The 14,480-nt window shown below is 61.9% G+C and carries 10 protein-coding genes; all 10 read left to right on the top strand.

Features of this window, described 5'->3' with window-relative positions; genetic code table 11:
• The first annotated feature begins 865 nt into the window (after positions 1-865).
• Complete coding sequence (locus tag SB753_RS27155) at positions 866-3,568, top strand: TonB-dependent receptor plug domain-containing protein (protein ID WP_088175097.1); 2,703 nt, start codon at positions 866-868, stop codon at positions 3,566-3,568.
• A 112-nt stretch (positions 3,569-3,680) separates the two neighbouring features.
• Entirely contained in the window at positions 3,681-4,292 is a 612-nt protein-coding gene (locus tag SB753_RS27150; RefSeq protein WP_020069917.1) for a MotA/TolQ/ExbB proton channel family protein, read from the top strand.
• A gap of 25 nt (positions 4,293-4,317) precedes the next feature.
• Positions 4,318-4,737, top strand: a complete 420-nt coding sequence (locus tag SB753_RS27145) for an ExbD/TolR family protein (RefSeq protein WP_027777380.1) — start codon at positions 4,318-4,320, stop codon at positions 4,735-4,737.
• Entirely contained in the window at positions 4,734-5,507 is a 774-nt protein-coding gene (locus tag SB753_RS27140; RefSeq protein WP_310357982.1) for an energy transducer TonB, read from the top strand. The genes SB753_RS27145 and SB753_RS27140 overlap by 4 nt, the downstream gene beginning before the upstream one ends.
• Positions 5,508-5,623: 116 nt before the next feature.
• Positions 5,624-7,525, top strand: coding sequence for an extracellular solute-binding protein (locus SB753_RS27135; protein ID WP_410802786.1), 1,902 nt, complete (start codon positions 5,624-5,626; stop codon positions 7,523-7,525).
• Positions 7,526-7,541: 16 nt separating this feature from the next.
• Positions 7,542-8,594 carry a microcin C ABC transporter permease YejB gene (locus SB753_RS27130; protein ID WP_020069913.1) on the top strand — a complete coding sequence of 351 codons (1,053 nt, stop codon included), beginning with the start codon at positions 7,542-7,544 and terminating at the stop codon, positions 8,592-8,594.
• Positions 8,548-9,663: an ABC transporter permease gene (locus tag SB753_RS27125; RefSeq protein ID WP_410802784.1), complete on the top strand. Its 1,116-nt coding sequence runs from the start codon at positions 8,548-8,550 to the stop codon at positions 9,661-9,663. The genes SB753_RS27130 and SB753_RS27125 overlap by 47 nt, the downstream gene beginning before the upstream one ends.
• Complete coding sequence (locus tag SB753_RS27120) at positions 9,660-11,318, top strand: ABC transporter ATP-binding protein (RefSeq protein WP_410802782.1); 1,659 nt, start codon at positions 9,660-9,662, stop codon at positions 11,316-11,318. The genes SB753_RS27125 and SB753_RS27120 overlap by 4 nt, the downstream gene beginning before the upstream one ends.
• Positions 11,311-12,747, top strand: a complete 1,437-nt coding sequence (locus SB753_RS27115; RefSeq protein ID WP_410802780.1) for a TldD/PmbA family protein — start codon at positions 11,311-11,313, stop codon at positions 12,745-12,747. Before SB753_RS27120 ends, SB753_RS27115 begins: the two co-directional genes overlap by 8 nt.
• Positions 12,747-14,108: a metallopeptidase TldD-related protein gene (locus SB753_RS27110; RefSeq protein ID WP_410802778.1), complete on the top strand. Its 1,362-nt coding sequence runs from the start codon at positions 12,747-12,749 to the stop codon at positions 14,106-14,108. Before SB753_RS27115 ends, SB753_RS27110 begins: the two co-directional genes overlap by 1 nt.
• Positions 14,109-14,480 lie beyond the last annotated feature (372 nt).

The raw sequence follows: 14,480 nt of genomic DNA, 5'->3' as shown, positions 1-14,480 counted from the left end.
AGGCCGGCAGTGCCAGATTGAAACAATGCCATCAAAAAAAGTTTGACGACCGATTTTGATTTGTTATTGTCCCTGTCCATTGAGTGTTTCATAACGCTTGGTGCGTTGGTGGGACACGCGCACCGGGCTCTTCTTCACGCTTTTCCAGCCTGTTTGAAAGTCAAGCGTCCGTAATTCGGCCGCCGCTTCCGCTCGCGCTCGAAATGCTTAATCGCTTGCCGTGACGCCTCGAGGCGTGGTCCAGCTTTGCGACATAGCGGCCGGACGAGCAGTGGGTGTGGTGCGCGAAACAATATTTGCTTATATCAAACAAATTTTGACTACGTGATTCTGACTTGCTATGTTTCTGCCACCGCATGACATGCAACGCAATTTGAGCTGAGCCTTGCGCGCAGGCGGGTCTGTGGCAATAGTGTTCCCCAGTCAGTGAATCTTTCAACTCACTGACGGATCAGCTGGGCAGAAGCAATCTCGCACCGGAAGTGCCCTCGGCAGAACGCTGGCGGGTTGATTAAAAGTTAGGCATCCAAAGTGTTTGTGTCTCAGTGAATGTGCCGAGCCGCGCCGAAAATGGCGTGCCGCGAAAGCGGGCTGGTTCACCTCGACATGAACATTGCACGAAATAGAAAAGCTTTCATTTCTGTTAGTAAATTAGTAGTCCAATTCAATCGATTGAATTGGATTCGTATCGCCTTTCGCAAAGTGATTGGATTAAACGCAATTTAATCGTTTTGGACTTATTTGCACTAATGCTGGGCATATTCGGTAAAGCGTGGTGCGCCGTCGTCGTAAAAAGGGCAGGGAAGTTCATAAGGCTTTTCTTTGCACAACAGGTGTGGTCTTACTGACAAGTGAGAAGGGGAAAATGAAACAAAGGGCATTGGCGTTGGCCATTAAAAGGATGCTTTGGGCAGAACTCGCCTTGTCGGCGGCTATGGCCGCACCGGCGTTTGCACAAAGCCAGCCGGCGACGACCGGCAATACCGCGGCCACTACGACGTCGGAAGCCACTCCGACAGCGACGGACTCGGGCAACGTAACGAAGATGCAGCGCGTGGAAGTTACCGGCTCGCTGATCCGCACGTCGGATAAGGTCGGCAATACCGAGGTGCAAACCATCACGCCGAAGGAAATCGAGCAGAGCGGTTACACGACCGTGGCTGATTTTCTGCGCGGCACGTCCGCCAACTCGGGCAGCAGTTGGGGCCAAACGACCATGAACAGCTCGGCGCAAGGCGGTGGGGGCATCGCGTTGCGCGGCCTGAGCGAAAAGTACACGCTGGTTCTGGTGGACGGACAGCGCGTCGCCAATTACGGCAAGGCGGTGAACTTCACCGACACGTTCTTCGACGTCAACTCGATCCCGCTCAATATGGTGGATCACATCGACATCGTGAAGACGGGCGCCGTGTCGGTGTACGGCTCGGACGCGATTGCCGGCGTGGTCAACATCATCACGAAGAAGAACTTCCAGGGCTTGCAGTTCGACGGCCAACTGGGCAAGGCGCAGCATCCGGGCGATGCGCAGGGCAACTTCGGCGTGCTCGGCGGCTTCGGCGATCTGAATTCCGACCGCTTCAACGTAACGGCTGCGGCGAGCTATTACCGCGACACCGGTTCCTCGCTCGCCGATCGTTCGATGACGGCCAACCAGGACTTCAGCCAGTTCCCCGGCGGCCTTGCAGGCCCGCTCGGGCCGAACCAGCAGTCGTACTGGACGGCTCCTGACGGCACCAAGACCGCGCTCAACCCATGCCCGCCCGGCAGCGTGTCGGCGGACGGCGGCGCGGAGTGTAAATCGAATCCCGCGAGCACGACCTCGCTGGTTCCGTCTACAACGCGTTTGAACGCAAAGGTGCGCGGCACCTTCAAGATCAATGACGACGTGCAGGCCTACGCGGACCTATGGGTGAGCCGCAACGAAACCGTGCAGAACGAAGGCCCCGCGGCACTTTCAAGCATAACCAACGCCTACAATCCGGCCACCGGTTCCGCGCTGCCGCTGTCGCGCACCGTTCCGGGGACCAATCCGTACAACCCGTTCGGCGCACCGGCGCAGATCAACTACACGTTCCCCAACACTATTTCAGCGGATACGGTCTCCACCTTCTGGCGCGCGATGACCGGCGTGAAGGGCTCGTTCACCACGCAGAAGTTCGGCGACTGGGACTGGTCTGCGGACTACGGTCATTCGCAAAGCACCGTGGACACGACCTACAGAAACATGTTGAACGTCGCGGGTGTCGAGAACATTCTGCAGAACGGCGTGTACGACTTCGCGAATCCGTCGGCCACGCCTAACGGGCTGAACGGCGTGTTCCAGAACGACTACGAGCAGGCTATCTCGAAGCTCGACAGCGTGACGGCGAAAACCTCGACCGGCAATCTGTTCAACTTGCCGGGCGGGCCGGTCGGCGTGGGCTTCGGTACGGAATTCCGCCACGAGAGTTCGCTGATCAATTCGCGCACGTACACTGTGCAGGGCATCACCGCGCCGGCCAACGTGCAGACGGTCGACGGCGAGCGCAACGTGGCCGCGGTGTACTACCAGGTCGACATTCCGATCATCCGCAATCTGACGTTCACGCAGGCGGGCCGTTACGACCACTACAGCGACTTCGGCGGCGCGTTCTCGCCGAGCTTTGCGCTGCGCTTCCAGCCGGTGCAGGCGCTCACGGCATTTGCGTCGTATAGCCGCGGTTTCCGTGCGCCTACGCTCGTGGAAAACTCGCAGGCAACCTATCTTGCGCACCAGAACCTGGTCGATCCGAACGATCCGAGCGGTTCGTCGACCAAGCGCTTTACGACTGAACAGGTCAATGGCAATCCGAACCTGCAGCCCGAGCATACGAAGAACTACAACATCGGCTTCCAGCTCTCGCCGGATTCGTCGACCGATATCGGCGCAGCGTTCTACAAGATTCACATCGACGGCGTGATCGGCACCAACGATCCGAATGCGGTGATGAACGCGAACGACCCGTCGACGGTGATTCGCAATGCGGACGGCACGGTCGCCTACATCAAGGAGCAGTTCGTCAATCTCGGCTCGCTCGACACCGACGGCTTCGACATGAACTTCCGCAAGTCGGTCGGCACGAAGTACGGCACGTTCACGCTCGCCGGCGACTGGGCCTATGTGTGGCACTTCAAGCTGAACAGCCCCGGCGCACCGACGCAGGACTTCGCGGGTAACAACCTTGCGCTGCTGCAACCGTTCGGCGCGAGCAACCCGCGCTGGAAGGGCAACACGAGCCTGAGCTGGGACTATCGCAAGTTCACGACCACGCTCACGTGGCAGTACACGGGCCCTTACACGAATGCGGTGGCGTCCGAATTCGGCGACGGCGGCACGTTGTCGGTGGCGTCGTACAGCCAGTTCAACCTGATGGCCACGTATCGCGGCTTCAAGCACTGGACCATCTACGGCGGCATCAACAACATCTTCGATCGCAAACCGCCGTTCGACGTCGAGTGGCAGGCCACACCGGATATCACCGGCTACGACCAGTCGCTTTACACCAACATCGGCCGCTTCTTCCAGGTCGGCGCGACGTACCGCTTCTAAGTCCTCGATGTCTGTTTTTGAAAAGCAGTCTGTTTAGTCGGTCGGCTGCTTCGGCTCCCGTCTTCGGGACCGAAGCGGCCCAACTTTGTTAGAGACGCAACTGGAGTTCCCCGTGCTCAATACCCTTATCAACTATTCAGTTCAATCGATGGGCCTGATTCCCGTTCTGGCCTTCATCTTCCTGCTGGGCATCTCGATCATCGTCGAGCGTTTCATGTTCTTCTCGCGAGCGGTCAAGGCGGGCAAGACGCTCGAACATGATCTGAAGATGGTCGAGCCGGCCAATCTGTCCGATGCACAGAAAGTCGCCGAGCACTACAAAGCAACCGTGCAGGGCGAACTGGTCAAAAGTGCGCTGAAGGTGCAAGGCAAACCCGAAGCGGTGGTGGAGCGCGAACTGGAGGAAACCATCATGTTCCAGATGCCGCGCCTCGACCGCAATCTGTGGATTCTCGACACGGCGGTGACGCTCGGGCCGCTGCTCGGCCTGCTCGGCACGATCATCGGCATGGTCGAGTCGTTCAACGTGCTCGGCACGAGCGGCACCGCGAATCCGAACGGCGTGACGGGCGGGATCGGCCACGCGCTCACGGCTACCGCGTGCGGCCTGACGATCGCCATTATCTGCGTGATCTTCCTGAACTACTTCAACAAGCGTATCCGGATGACGGTCAATCAGTTCGATCTGATCAAGTCGCTGCTCGTGTCGCGGTTCGCCGCCTGAACATCCGCTTCCAAGGAGAAGGATCATGCGTAACCATCGCAGCCATTACCTGGGCGCGGAAGAGAAGGCGCGCATCGAGATCATTCCGATGATCGACATCATGATGTTCCTGCTCGTGTTCTTCATGCTTGCCACGCTGAAGATGATTCAGGGCGCGGGCATCAAGCTCGATCTGCCGCAATCGAGCACGGCGGAGCAGTTGCAGCAGACGGTCAAGGTGTCGATCGGCGTCACGAAGACCGACGAGATTTATCTCGACGCGAAGCCGGTCACGCCCGCAGAGCTGACCGCGCATCTGCAAGGGCTCGTGCATGATTCGAAGAAGGTCGACGTGGCGATCGCGGGCGACGAGGGCACGAGCTACAAGAACATCGTCAAGGTGATGGACCTCGTGCGCGCGGCGGGCATCAGCTCGGTTGCACTCGCCACCAATCCGACGACATGAGCTCTCCGGTACTCGACATGAAAGACCCGCAAAGCCGCCTGAGCGGCGCGCTCTGGGCGTCGTCCAATCCGGCGCATCATGGCCGCATGTCCATGAAGACTGCGCTGGCTGCCGCGCTCGTCGTCGAATTGCTGATCGTCGCGGGGCTCTCGCAGGTGAGCTTCAGGCAGGAGCCGCCCGCGCCGCGCAAGATCATGGAAGTGACGATGGCGCCGCCGCCACCGCCGCCTCCGCCCGAGGTGAAAAAGCTCGAGCCGCCGCCCGCGCCGACGCCGGTAAAACCGCCGCCTAAACAGCAGCAACCCAAGCCGCAACCGGCGCCGAAGCCGCCCCCGGCGATGCCGTCGGCGACGCCCAAACCCGCGAACATCGCGCCCGCTGCGAATCCAAGCGCGAATGCGCCCGCGCTCGCCACGGCGAATGCGACGCCGGGTCCAGCCACGGCGCCTGCCGCTCCGCCCGCGCCGGTGGCGCCGCCGGCGTTGCACGGCGTGGTCGACGGACGCGGTCACTGCCAGGCCGTGCAGCCGCAGATTCCGCGCCGCGCGTTGCAAGAGGGACTGTCGGCGACGGTAATTGCACATCTGTCGATCAGTCCCGACGGCAGCGTCAGCGACGTAAAGATCGTGCGCGTGACACCGCCGACCTCGGTCTTCAACGACGCGGTCATCACTGCGGCCAGATCGTACCGTTGCGAGAAGAATGCCGAGCCGTACGTTGGCGAGGTTGCGTTCTCGTTCAAGACCGCACCGAGCGACGACGACCAGTAAGGTCGCAACCGCAGTGGAGAAGGGAGCGCGGGCGATGGCCAGAACCATCCTCGCGCGATTCGACGTACCGCGCGCCGGCTCGCAGCCGGCGCGCGACCTTTCAGCGTTTGGAATAAATGAGACCTGTGAAGTTTCGCTGGCCGCGCGCGTTGCGCATGCTCGCATATCTGCCGCGGCCGGGCTCGAGCGTGGCCTCGCTGTGGGCGCGCGCCGTCGTGCTCGGCCTCGGTCTCACATTGGGCATGCCATCCGCGCACGCGAGGCCATCGATATCGCAATACGACGAGCCCCGATATCCGGCGAACTTCACCCACTTCGACTACGCCGATCCCACCGCGCCCGCGGACGGCACGCTCAGCTTCCAGAACTACAACGAGTTGCAGACCTACGATTCGATGAATCCGTTCCTCGTGCGTGGCGCACCCGCGCCGGACGTGCTGCACCTGATGTTCGACACGCTCATGCAGCGAAGCTGGGACGAGCTTGCGTCGGAGTATCCGTTGATTGCGGACGACGTGGAAGTCGCGCCCGATCTGTCGTCGGCGACGTTTCACATCGATCCGGCCGCTCGCTTCTCGAACGGCGATCCGATTACCGCAGCCGACGTCAAATATTCGTTCGACACGTTAACGAGCCCGCAGGCGTCGCCGATGTTCAATGCGCAATTCGCGGTGATCAAACGCGCGGTCGTGGTCGATCGGGCCACCGTGCGCTTTGAATTCAGGCATGCCGAGCGCGGCGCGCCGCTGATTGCGGGAGATCTGCCGGTGTTCTCGCCGAAATGGGGAATGCGCGCCGACGGCACGCGCGCGCCGTTCGACCAGATCGCGAACGAGGTGCCGGTTTCGAGCGGCCCGTATCTGGTCGAATCGCGCAAGAACGACAAGGAGATCGCGTACAGGCGCAATCCGGCGTATTGGGCGGCGGACCTGCCGTCGAGGCGCGGCATGTACCGCTTTGCGCATATCACGTTCAAGCTGTATCGCGACCACTACACGCAACTCGAAGCCTTCAAGGCCGGCGACGCCGATGCGATTGTCGAATACAGCGCGACGCAATGGGCGCGCAAGTACGTGGGCAAGAACTTCGACAACGGTGTGTTGAAGAAAGGCAATTTCGCAGACGGCCCCGCGCAGATGCAAGGCATGCTGATCAATCTGCGCAAGCCGATGTTCCGGGACGTGCGGGTGCGCCATGCGTTGACCATGGCGTTCGATTACGACTGGATGAACCGGATGATGTTCTACGGCCAGTATCGGCGCACCGGCAGCTATTTCGCTGCGAGCCCGTTCGGTGCGAGCGGCATGCCGGACGCGAAGGAACTCGCGCTGCTCGAACCGTACCGCGCGAGTCTGCCGCCTGAAGTGTTCGGCCCGATGGTGAAGCCGCCCGACACGCTGCCGCCGAATTCGCTGCGCGGTAATCTGCGCGTGGCGCGCGATCTGCTCGCGCAAGCCGGCTGGCACTATCGCGACGGCGCGTTGCGCGACGCCAACGGTACGCCGATGAAGATCGAGATCATCGACGATCAGCCCGGCATGGACCGGCTGATTCTTCCGTATATGCAGGCGCTGGCGAACCTCGGAATAGAGGCGCATCTGCGCCAGATCGACAGTGCGTTGTATCAGAAGCGGATCGACAACTTCGAGTTCGACATGACCACGTATATCTATCCGCCGGTCACCATTCCCGGTGTGGAACTCGCACGCCGCTTCGGCAGCGCGGCGGCCTCGCAGGTGGGCTCGGAGAATTACCCGGGGATTCGCTCGCCCGCAGTCGACTCGCTGATCCATGCCGCGCTCGCCGCGACCACGCTCGACGATCTGCAGGCGGCAACCCGCGCACTCGACCGCGTGCTGATCAACTCCTATTACCTCGTGCCCGAGTATTACGCGCCGGGCGCGCGCATTGGCTACAAGACCACGCTCGGTTATCCGGAGATCGTGCCAGCCTCGTACCAGTACGAGGATTGGGTTATCGACTACTGGTTCGCCAGACGGCCGGCCGCGTCACATTGAGTTCATCGGAAACGCCATGCTTGCGTACATTTTCAGACGATTGCTGTTGATGGTGCCGACCTTGCTCGGTGTCGTCACGCTGACTTTCATCGTCACGCAGTTCGTGCCGGGTGGGCCGGTCGAGCAGGTGATGACGCAACTCCGCCACGGCACTGGCCGTGGCGGAGACGCGGGGGCGGGCGGCGGCGGTTATCACGGCAGTCAGGGTGTCGATCCGCAGCAGATCGAGCAGATCAAGAAGCAGTTCGGATTCGACAAGCCGCCGCTCGAGCGCTATGTGCTGATGCTCGAACACTACGCGAGCTTCGACCTCGGGCAGTCCTACTATCAGCACGCAAGAGTATGGGACGTGATCCGCTCGAAGCTTCCGGTGTCGATCACGCTCGGGCTCTGGACGGTGCTGCTCACCTATCTGGTTTCGGTGCCGCTCGGCATCGCCAAGGCGGTGCGCAACGGCTCGCGTTTCGACACTGTGACGAGCGTGCTCGTGCTCGCGGGCTACGCGATTCCCGGCTTCGTGCTGGGCGTTTTGCTGCTGATGCTGTTCGGCGGCGGCACCTTCTGGCAGGTATTCCCCATGCGCGGTCTCACATCGGATAACTTCGGTGAGCTGAGCACATTCGGCAAGCTGCTCGATTATCTGTGGCACATCGTGCTGCCAGTCACGGCCTCGGTGGTCGGCAATTTTGCGGTCGTCACGATCCTCACCAAGAACACGTTTCTCGAAGAGATCGGCCGTCAGTATGTGCTGACCGCGCGTGCAAAGGGCGCAACCCAGCGCGACGTGTTGTGGAAACACGTGCTGCGCAACGCGGCGATTCCGCTGCTGACCGGATTGCCGGCGGCGTTCGTCGGCGCGTTCCTGAACGGCAATCTGCTGATCGAGACTTTGTTTTCACTCGACGGCATGGGCCAGCTCTCATACGACTCCGTGATTCGCCGCGATTACCCGGTCGTGCTGGGCTCGCTCTTTCTCTTCACGTTGATCGCCCTTGTAACCAAACTCATTGCTGACGTCTGCTATGTCCTCGTCGACCCGCGTATCCAGTTCAACCGGCTTGACCGATGACGCGTCCGCCGCGCCACGCGGCTTAGTGCCGTCTCCGTGGCGGCGCACGTGGCTGCGCTTCCGGCAGCAGCGTCTGGGCTACTGGAGCCTCATGATCCTCGCTTCGCTGTTCGTTCTCAGCCTGCTCGGCGAGGTGCTGTCGAATGACCGGCCGCTCGTTGTCCGCTATGACGGGCATTACTATTTCCCGATCGTAAAGGACTATCCGGAGACGCTTTTCGGCGGCGATTTTCCGGCGCGCGCGAATTACCTCGATCCGTATATTCGCTCGCGGCTGGAGGCGAACGGCAACTTCGCGGTCTATCCGCCGAACCACTTTCACTACGACACGATCGACTATTTCGCCGCGCATCCGTATCCGGCGCCGCCCACGTCGTCGAACTGGCTCGGCACCGATCAATACGGGCGGGACGTGCTCGCGCGGCTTCTTTACGGCTTCAGGCTGTCGGTGTCGATGGCGATCGCGCTCACGGTCTCCGGCGTGCTGATCGGCGTAGCGGCGGGCGCGGTACAGGGCTTTTACGGCGGGCGCACCGATCTGATCGGCCAGCGTCTGATCGAGATATGGAGTTCGATGCCCGACCTGTATCTGCTCATCATCTTCGCGTCGATCTTCGAGCCGACGCTGTGGCTGCTGTTCATTCTTCTGTCGATGTTCGGCTGGCTCGTGCTGTCCGACTACGTTCGCGCGGAGTTCCTGCGCAACCGTTCGCTCGACTATGTCAAAGCCGCACGCACGATGGGCCTGTCGAACGGGCAGATCATCTGGCGTCATGTGTTGCCGAACAGTCTCACGCCAGTGATCACGTTCCTGCCTTTCCGGATGAGCGCGGCGATCCTGTCGCTGACCAGCCTCGATTTTCTCGGGCTCGGTGTGCCGCCGCCGACGCCGAGCCTCGGCGAGTTATTGCAGGAGGGTAAAAACAATCTGGACGCCTGGTGGATTTCGGTGTCGGCGTTCGCCGCGCTCGTGGTCACGTTGCTGCTGCTGACTTTTATCGGCGACGCGCTGCGCAATGCGCTCGACACGCGTTCGCGCGGTTCCGCATTCGGGGGGGCGCCGCGATGAGCGTCACGTCGAACGACCGGCCGCTGCTGGATATCGAGCGCTTTTCCGCACGTTTCGGCGACAAGCTCGCGGTGCGCGATCTTAATCTTTCCATCGCGTGTGGCGAGCGTGTTGCGCTCGTCGGCGAATCGGGCTCGGGAAAGAGCGTCACCGCGTTGTCCATTCTGCGGCTCGTCGACCACGCGCATTTGAGCGGACGCATTCTGCTCGACGGTGAAGACCTGTTGAGCAAGACCGAGCAGCAGATGCGCGGGCTGCGCGGCGCGGACGTGGCCATGGTGTTTCAGGAACCCATGACCGCGCTCAATCCGCTTTTTACGATCGGCAAGCAGATCGCGGAAAGCGTGCGCCTGCACGAGGGCTTGCGGCCGAATGCGGCACGCTCGTGCGGCATCGAGTTGCTCAGGCGCACGGGCATTCCGGAGCCGGAGCGCCGCATCGACAGTTTTCCGCATCAGTTGTCAGGCGGCCAGCGCCAGCGCGCGATGATCGCGATGGCGCTCGCGTGCCGACCGCGCCTGCTGCTCGCCGACGAGCCCACTACCGCGCTCGACGTGACCGTGCGCCAGCAGATCGTCGACCTGTTGATCGAACTCCAGGAACAGGAAGCCGCCGAGCGCGGCATGGCGGTATTGCTGATCACGCACGATCTGAATCTCGTCAGGCGTTTCGCCCAGCGCGTCGCGGTGATGGAGAAGGGCGTGCTGGTCGAAACGAATACGACGCAAGCGTTGTTCGACGATCCGCGGCATCCGTACACGCAGCGTTTGCTCGACAGCGAGCCGCGCCGCTCCATAGCGCCGCTCGAAAAAGGCGCGCGCCGTCTGCTCGAAGTGCAGGGGCTTTCCGTCGACTACAGCACGCCCGCCAAAGGTTGGCGATCGCTGTTCGGCCGCTCCACGTTTCGCGCGGTGCATGACGTCGATTTGAGCGTGCGGCGCGGCGAAACCCTCGGCATTGCAGGCGAATCGGGATCGGGAAAATCGACGCTCGCGGCAACCGTGCTCGGTTTGAACAGGGCTGCTGCGGGTCATGTGCATATCGACGGCATGCCGTTGTCGGTGTTGAAGACGGCTGCTTCGCGGCGTGCGTTGTACTCGCGCATGCAGGTGGTGTTCCAGGACCCGTTCGGCTCGCTGTCGCCGCGCATGACGGTGGAGCAGATCGTCGGTGAAGGTCTTGCCGTGCATCGGCCCGAGATCGACGCAAAGGCGAGGCGTGCACGCGTTGCCGGTCTGCTGGAGGAAGTGGGGCTGCCCGCCGACGCGATGCCGCGTTATCCGCACGAGTTTTCCGGCGGGCAGCGTCAACGGATTGCGATTGCGCGGGCGCTTGCAGTGGAACCGGAACTTCTGGTGCTCGATGAACCGACGAGCGCGCTCGACGTGTCGATCCAGCAGCAGGTGCTCGCTCTGCTGGTACATTTACAGAAAACGCGCAAGCTAAGCTACCTTCTGATCACGCACGATCTCGCGGTGATGCGGGCCATGGCGCACCGTGTGATCGTCATGAAGTCCGGGCGGGTCGTCGAGGCCGGTGATACGCTCGAAGTTTTGCATGCGCCGTCGCATCCCTATACACGATCGCTTCTGGCCTCGTCGCTGCTGATGGCGCGGCCGGATTCCGCGCAAACTCCAAGGAGCGTGAATGATTGACGAACGCTGGGCGCAGGCCGCCCGGTCGCTTAAGAGCCGCGCGGAGTTCTGGTCGCTGCGCATTGTCGACGAACGGATCGACGATCACGAGGTTCGTAACGATATCGCGCAACCGCTGCGCACCGTGCGCGATCGTGGCGCGATGCTCATCGCGTGGGTCGGTGCGGGCGCCGGCTACGCGGCGACGGCGAATCTGTCGGCGGCGGGCTTGCAGCAGGCGCTCGATCTCGCCACCGCACGCGCCGAGGCGAGCGCGGCATTATCGTTGATCGATCATCGCGAAGTGGCGCGTCCGTCGGCGAGTGGCGAGTACGTGTCGCCGAATGCCCAGCACACGCTGCCGGGCCGCGCCGAATGGATCGACCGGCTCGGCGCCGAATGCGCGGCGGCGAAGCTGGATTCGCGCATCGTCGAGCGCGTGGCCGCGATGCAGATCATTCACACCGATCAGCTTTATATGACCGGCGACGGCGTGCGTATCGATCAGCGGTTCCGCTTCGTGATGCCGCAGTTGAGCGTGGCCGCGCATGCGAACGGCGACACGCAAGTGCGCACACTCGGCGGCAACTACGGCACGCTCGGACAGGGCGGCATGGACGTGCTGGCGCGCTTCGGTTTCGACGGCTGCGGCCCGCGCGTCGCCGCCGAGGCGCTGCAATTGCTCGCCGCGCCAAATTGCCCGTCGGGCAAGCGCGACCTTCTGCTGATGCCCGATCAGATGATGCTGCAGATTCACGAGTCGATTGGCCATCCGCTGGAACTCGACCGGATTCTCGGCGACGAGCGCAATTTCGCCGGCTGGAGCTTCGTGAAGCCCGACATGTTCGGCTCTTACCGCTACGGCTCCGAACTGCTGAACGTGACTTTCGACCCGGAGTTGCGCGAAGAAGCTGCAGCCTACGCATTCGACGACGACGGCTCCGAAGCGCACAAGGAATATCTGATTCGCAACGGCGTGCTGGAGCGGCCGCTTGGCGGCGCGCTCTCGCAGCAACGCGCGGGCATGCCGGGTGTTGCAAATTCGCGTGCGTCGAACTGGAACCGGCCGCCCATCGACCGCATGGCGAACCTGAATATCGAGCCGGGCGACAGTTCGCTCGACGAGATGATCGGCAACATCGAACACGGCATTCTGATGCGCACCAACACGTCCTGGTCGATTGACGATCATCGCAACAAATTCCAGTTCGGCTGCGAATTCGGGCAACTGATCGAGAACGGCAAGCTCACGCAGATCGTCAAGCAGCCGAACTATCGCGGCATTTCCGCGAATTTCTGGCGCAGCTTGAGCGCGGTCGGCAACGCCGACACGCGCGAAGTGTATGGCACGTCGATGTGCGGCAAGGGAGAACCGGCGCAGATCATTCGCGTGGGCCACGCGTCGCCCGCTTGCGTGTTCAGCAGTGTCGACGTGTTCGGAGGCGCGTGATGAGCGACTTCATGTCACCGCGCGCCGCGCATGCCGTGGACTGGCAACGGCACTTCACCTCGCTCGCCGATGCGATCGAGCGTCTGCAGCAACGCGGCGAAACCACGCTCAGTTCTTTTGCCGGCGAGCAGTCCGACTTCATTCGCTTCAACGCGGGCAAAGTGCGGCAAAGCGGCACCGTCTCGCAAGGCAAGCTGACCTTGCGTCTGATTGACGGCGCGCGTCAGGCGTATTCAACGTTGACGGTGTGCGGCGAGCTGGAGCAGGACATCGACGAAGTGCGCGCCGCGCTGGCCACGTTGCGCGAGGGTCTGCGCGATGCCGCCGACGATCCGCACCTGCTGTTCGATACATCCGCATGGCAGCGCACCACGCGGCGGTCGGGCAGATTGCCGGATCCGCACGGCTTGTTGCGCGTCGTCGCCGAATGCGCGCGCGGCCTCGATTTCGTGGGCTTTTATGCGGGCGGCACCATTGTGCGCGGCTTCGCGTCGACGCGTGGCAGCCGCGGCTGGTACGAAGTCGACAACTTCAATTTCAGCTGGTCGCTCTATGACCCGAGCGGTCGGGCAATCAAGACCACATATGCCGGCGACGACTGGAGCGATGCGGTCTTCGCCGGCAAAGTGGAACAGGCTGCCACGCGTCTCGCGGTGCTTGCTCGCGCGCCTCGTGCGCTCGCGCTTGGACGCTATCGCGCATGGCTCGCTCCAGCCGCACTTGCGGAGCTATTGGGCGTAACGGCGTGGCGCGGTTTTTCGGCACGCGCGCAGGCCAGTTCGCGCAGCGAGTTGTACAAGCTGCACGTGGGCGAGATCGCGCTGGATCGTCGCGTCACGCTCAGCGAAGACCTCGGCCTTGGCATCACACCGGGCTTCAACGACGACGGCTACTTGCGCGACAGCGTTGCGCTGATCACAGCGGGCCGCAGTGCCGGGCAACTGACCAATGCACGCAGCGCAAGGGAATACGGCTGGACGCCCAACGGCGCGCTCGCCGAAGAATCGCCGGCGTCGCTCGCCATGCAGCCTGGCGACCTGATGGACGAGGACGTGCTTGCGCAACTGGGCACCGGGCTTTACATCGGCAACTTGTGGTACGTGAACTTTTCGGACCGGATGAATTGCCGGCTCACCGGCATGACGCGCTTCGCGACCTTCTGGGTGGAGAACGGAGAGATCGCCGCGCCGCTCGAAGCCATGCGGTTCGACGACAGCCTGTATCGCCTGCTTGGCAGCGAACTCGAACAGATCGGCGCGCACGCCGAATTGCTTCTGAGCGATGGGACGTGGGGCGAGCGGGCGACGGGCGGCATGCAATTGCCGGGCATCCTCGCAAAGTCATTCGAGCTGACCCTTTAAGCATTGCGACGCGGCTCGCCGTTCGAGGCGAGCCGCGCGCCGGCTTCCCTGCGTACGCGAACGGGAAGCATCACACGATTCCCAATCTTCTGAAGAATTAGCGTTTCACGCAAGGAACCGCTCGACAGTGGCGCCGATTAATCTGAAGAATAAACAGATCATGTTTCATAAATGAAACATTTTTTGCGATTTTAAAACGTTCGCATAAACGAATAATCGCTCGATTAGAATCGTTGCGGGCTAATTACCACGGCTGACAAGGCACATTCCGAATGTGCGAATAACAAATCCAATTAAAAGGGCCATTGCGGTGCGCCGGTGTGTTCAGCTTTGAAACGTTTTGATAGCTCTCCAATGCCGCACACGCCGCCG

The sequence above is a fragment of the Paraburkholderia sp. SIMBA_053 genome, from assembly GCF_046534895.1.
GTDB lineage: Bacteria > Pseudomonadota > Gammaproteobacteria > Burkholderiales > Burkholderiaceae > Paraburkholderia > Paraburkholderia caledonica.
Note: the sequence above shows the minus strand (reverse complement) of the source record. Positions and strands in the feature narration are given on the sequence as shown.

Coding starts and splice junctions, on each gene's coding strand:
- SB753_RS27135 (WP_410802786.1), top strand. CDS start 5,624: ATGAGACCTGTGAAGTTTCGCTGGCCGCGCGCGTTGCGCATGCTCGCA.
- SB753_RS27155 (WP_088175097.1), top strand. CDS start 866: ATGAAACAAAGGGCATTGGCGTTGGCCATTAAAAGGATGCTTTGGGCA.
- SB753_RS27130 (WP_020069913.1), top strand. CDS start 7,542: ATGCTTGCGTACATTTTCAGACGATTGCTGTTGATGGTGCCGACCTTG.
- SB753_RS27110 (WP_410802778.1), top strand. CDS start 12,747: ATGAGCGACTTCATGTCACCGCGCGCCGCGCATGCCGTGGACTGGCAA.
- SB753_RS27120 (WP_410802782.1), top strand. CDS start 9,660: ATGAGCGTCACGTCGAACGACCGGCCGCTGCTGGATATCGAGCGCTTT.
- SB753_RS27140 (WP_310357982.1), top strand. CDS start 4,734: ATGAGCTCTCCGGTACTCGACATGAAAGACCCGCAAAGCCGCCTGAGC.
- SB753_RS27145 (WP_027777380.1), top strand. CDS start 4,318: ATGCGTAACCATCGCAGCCATTACCTGGGCGCGGAAGAGAAGGCGCGC.
- SB753_RS27115 (WP_410802780.1), top strand. CDS start 11,311: ATGATTGACGAACGCTGGGCGCAGGCCGCCCGGTCGCTTAAGAGCCGC.
- SB753_RS27125 (WP_410802784.1), top strand. CDS start 8,548: ATGTCCTCGTCGACCCGCGTATCCAGTTCAACCGGCTTGACCGATGAC.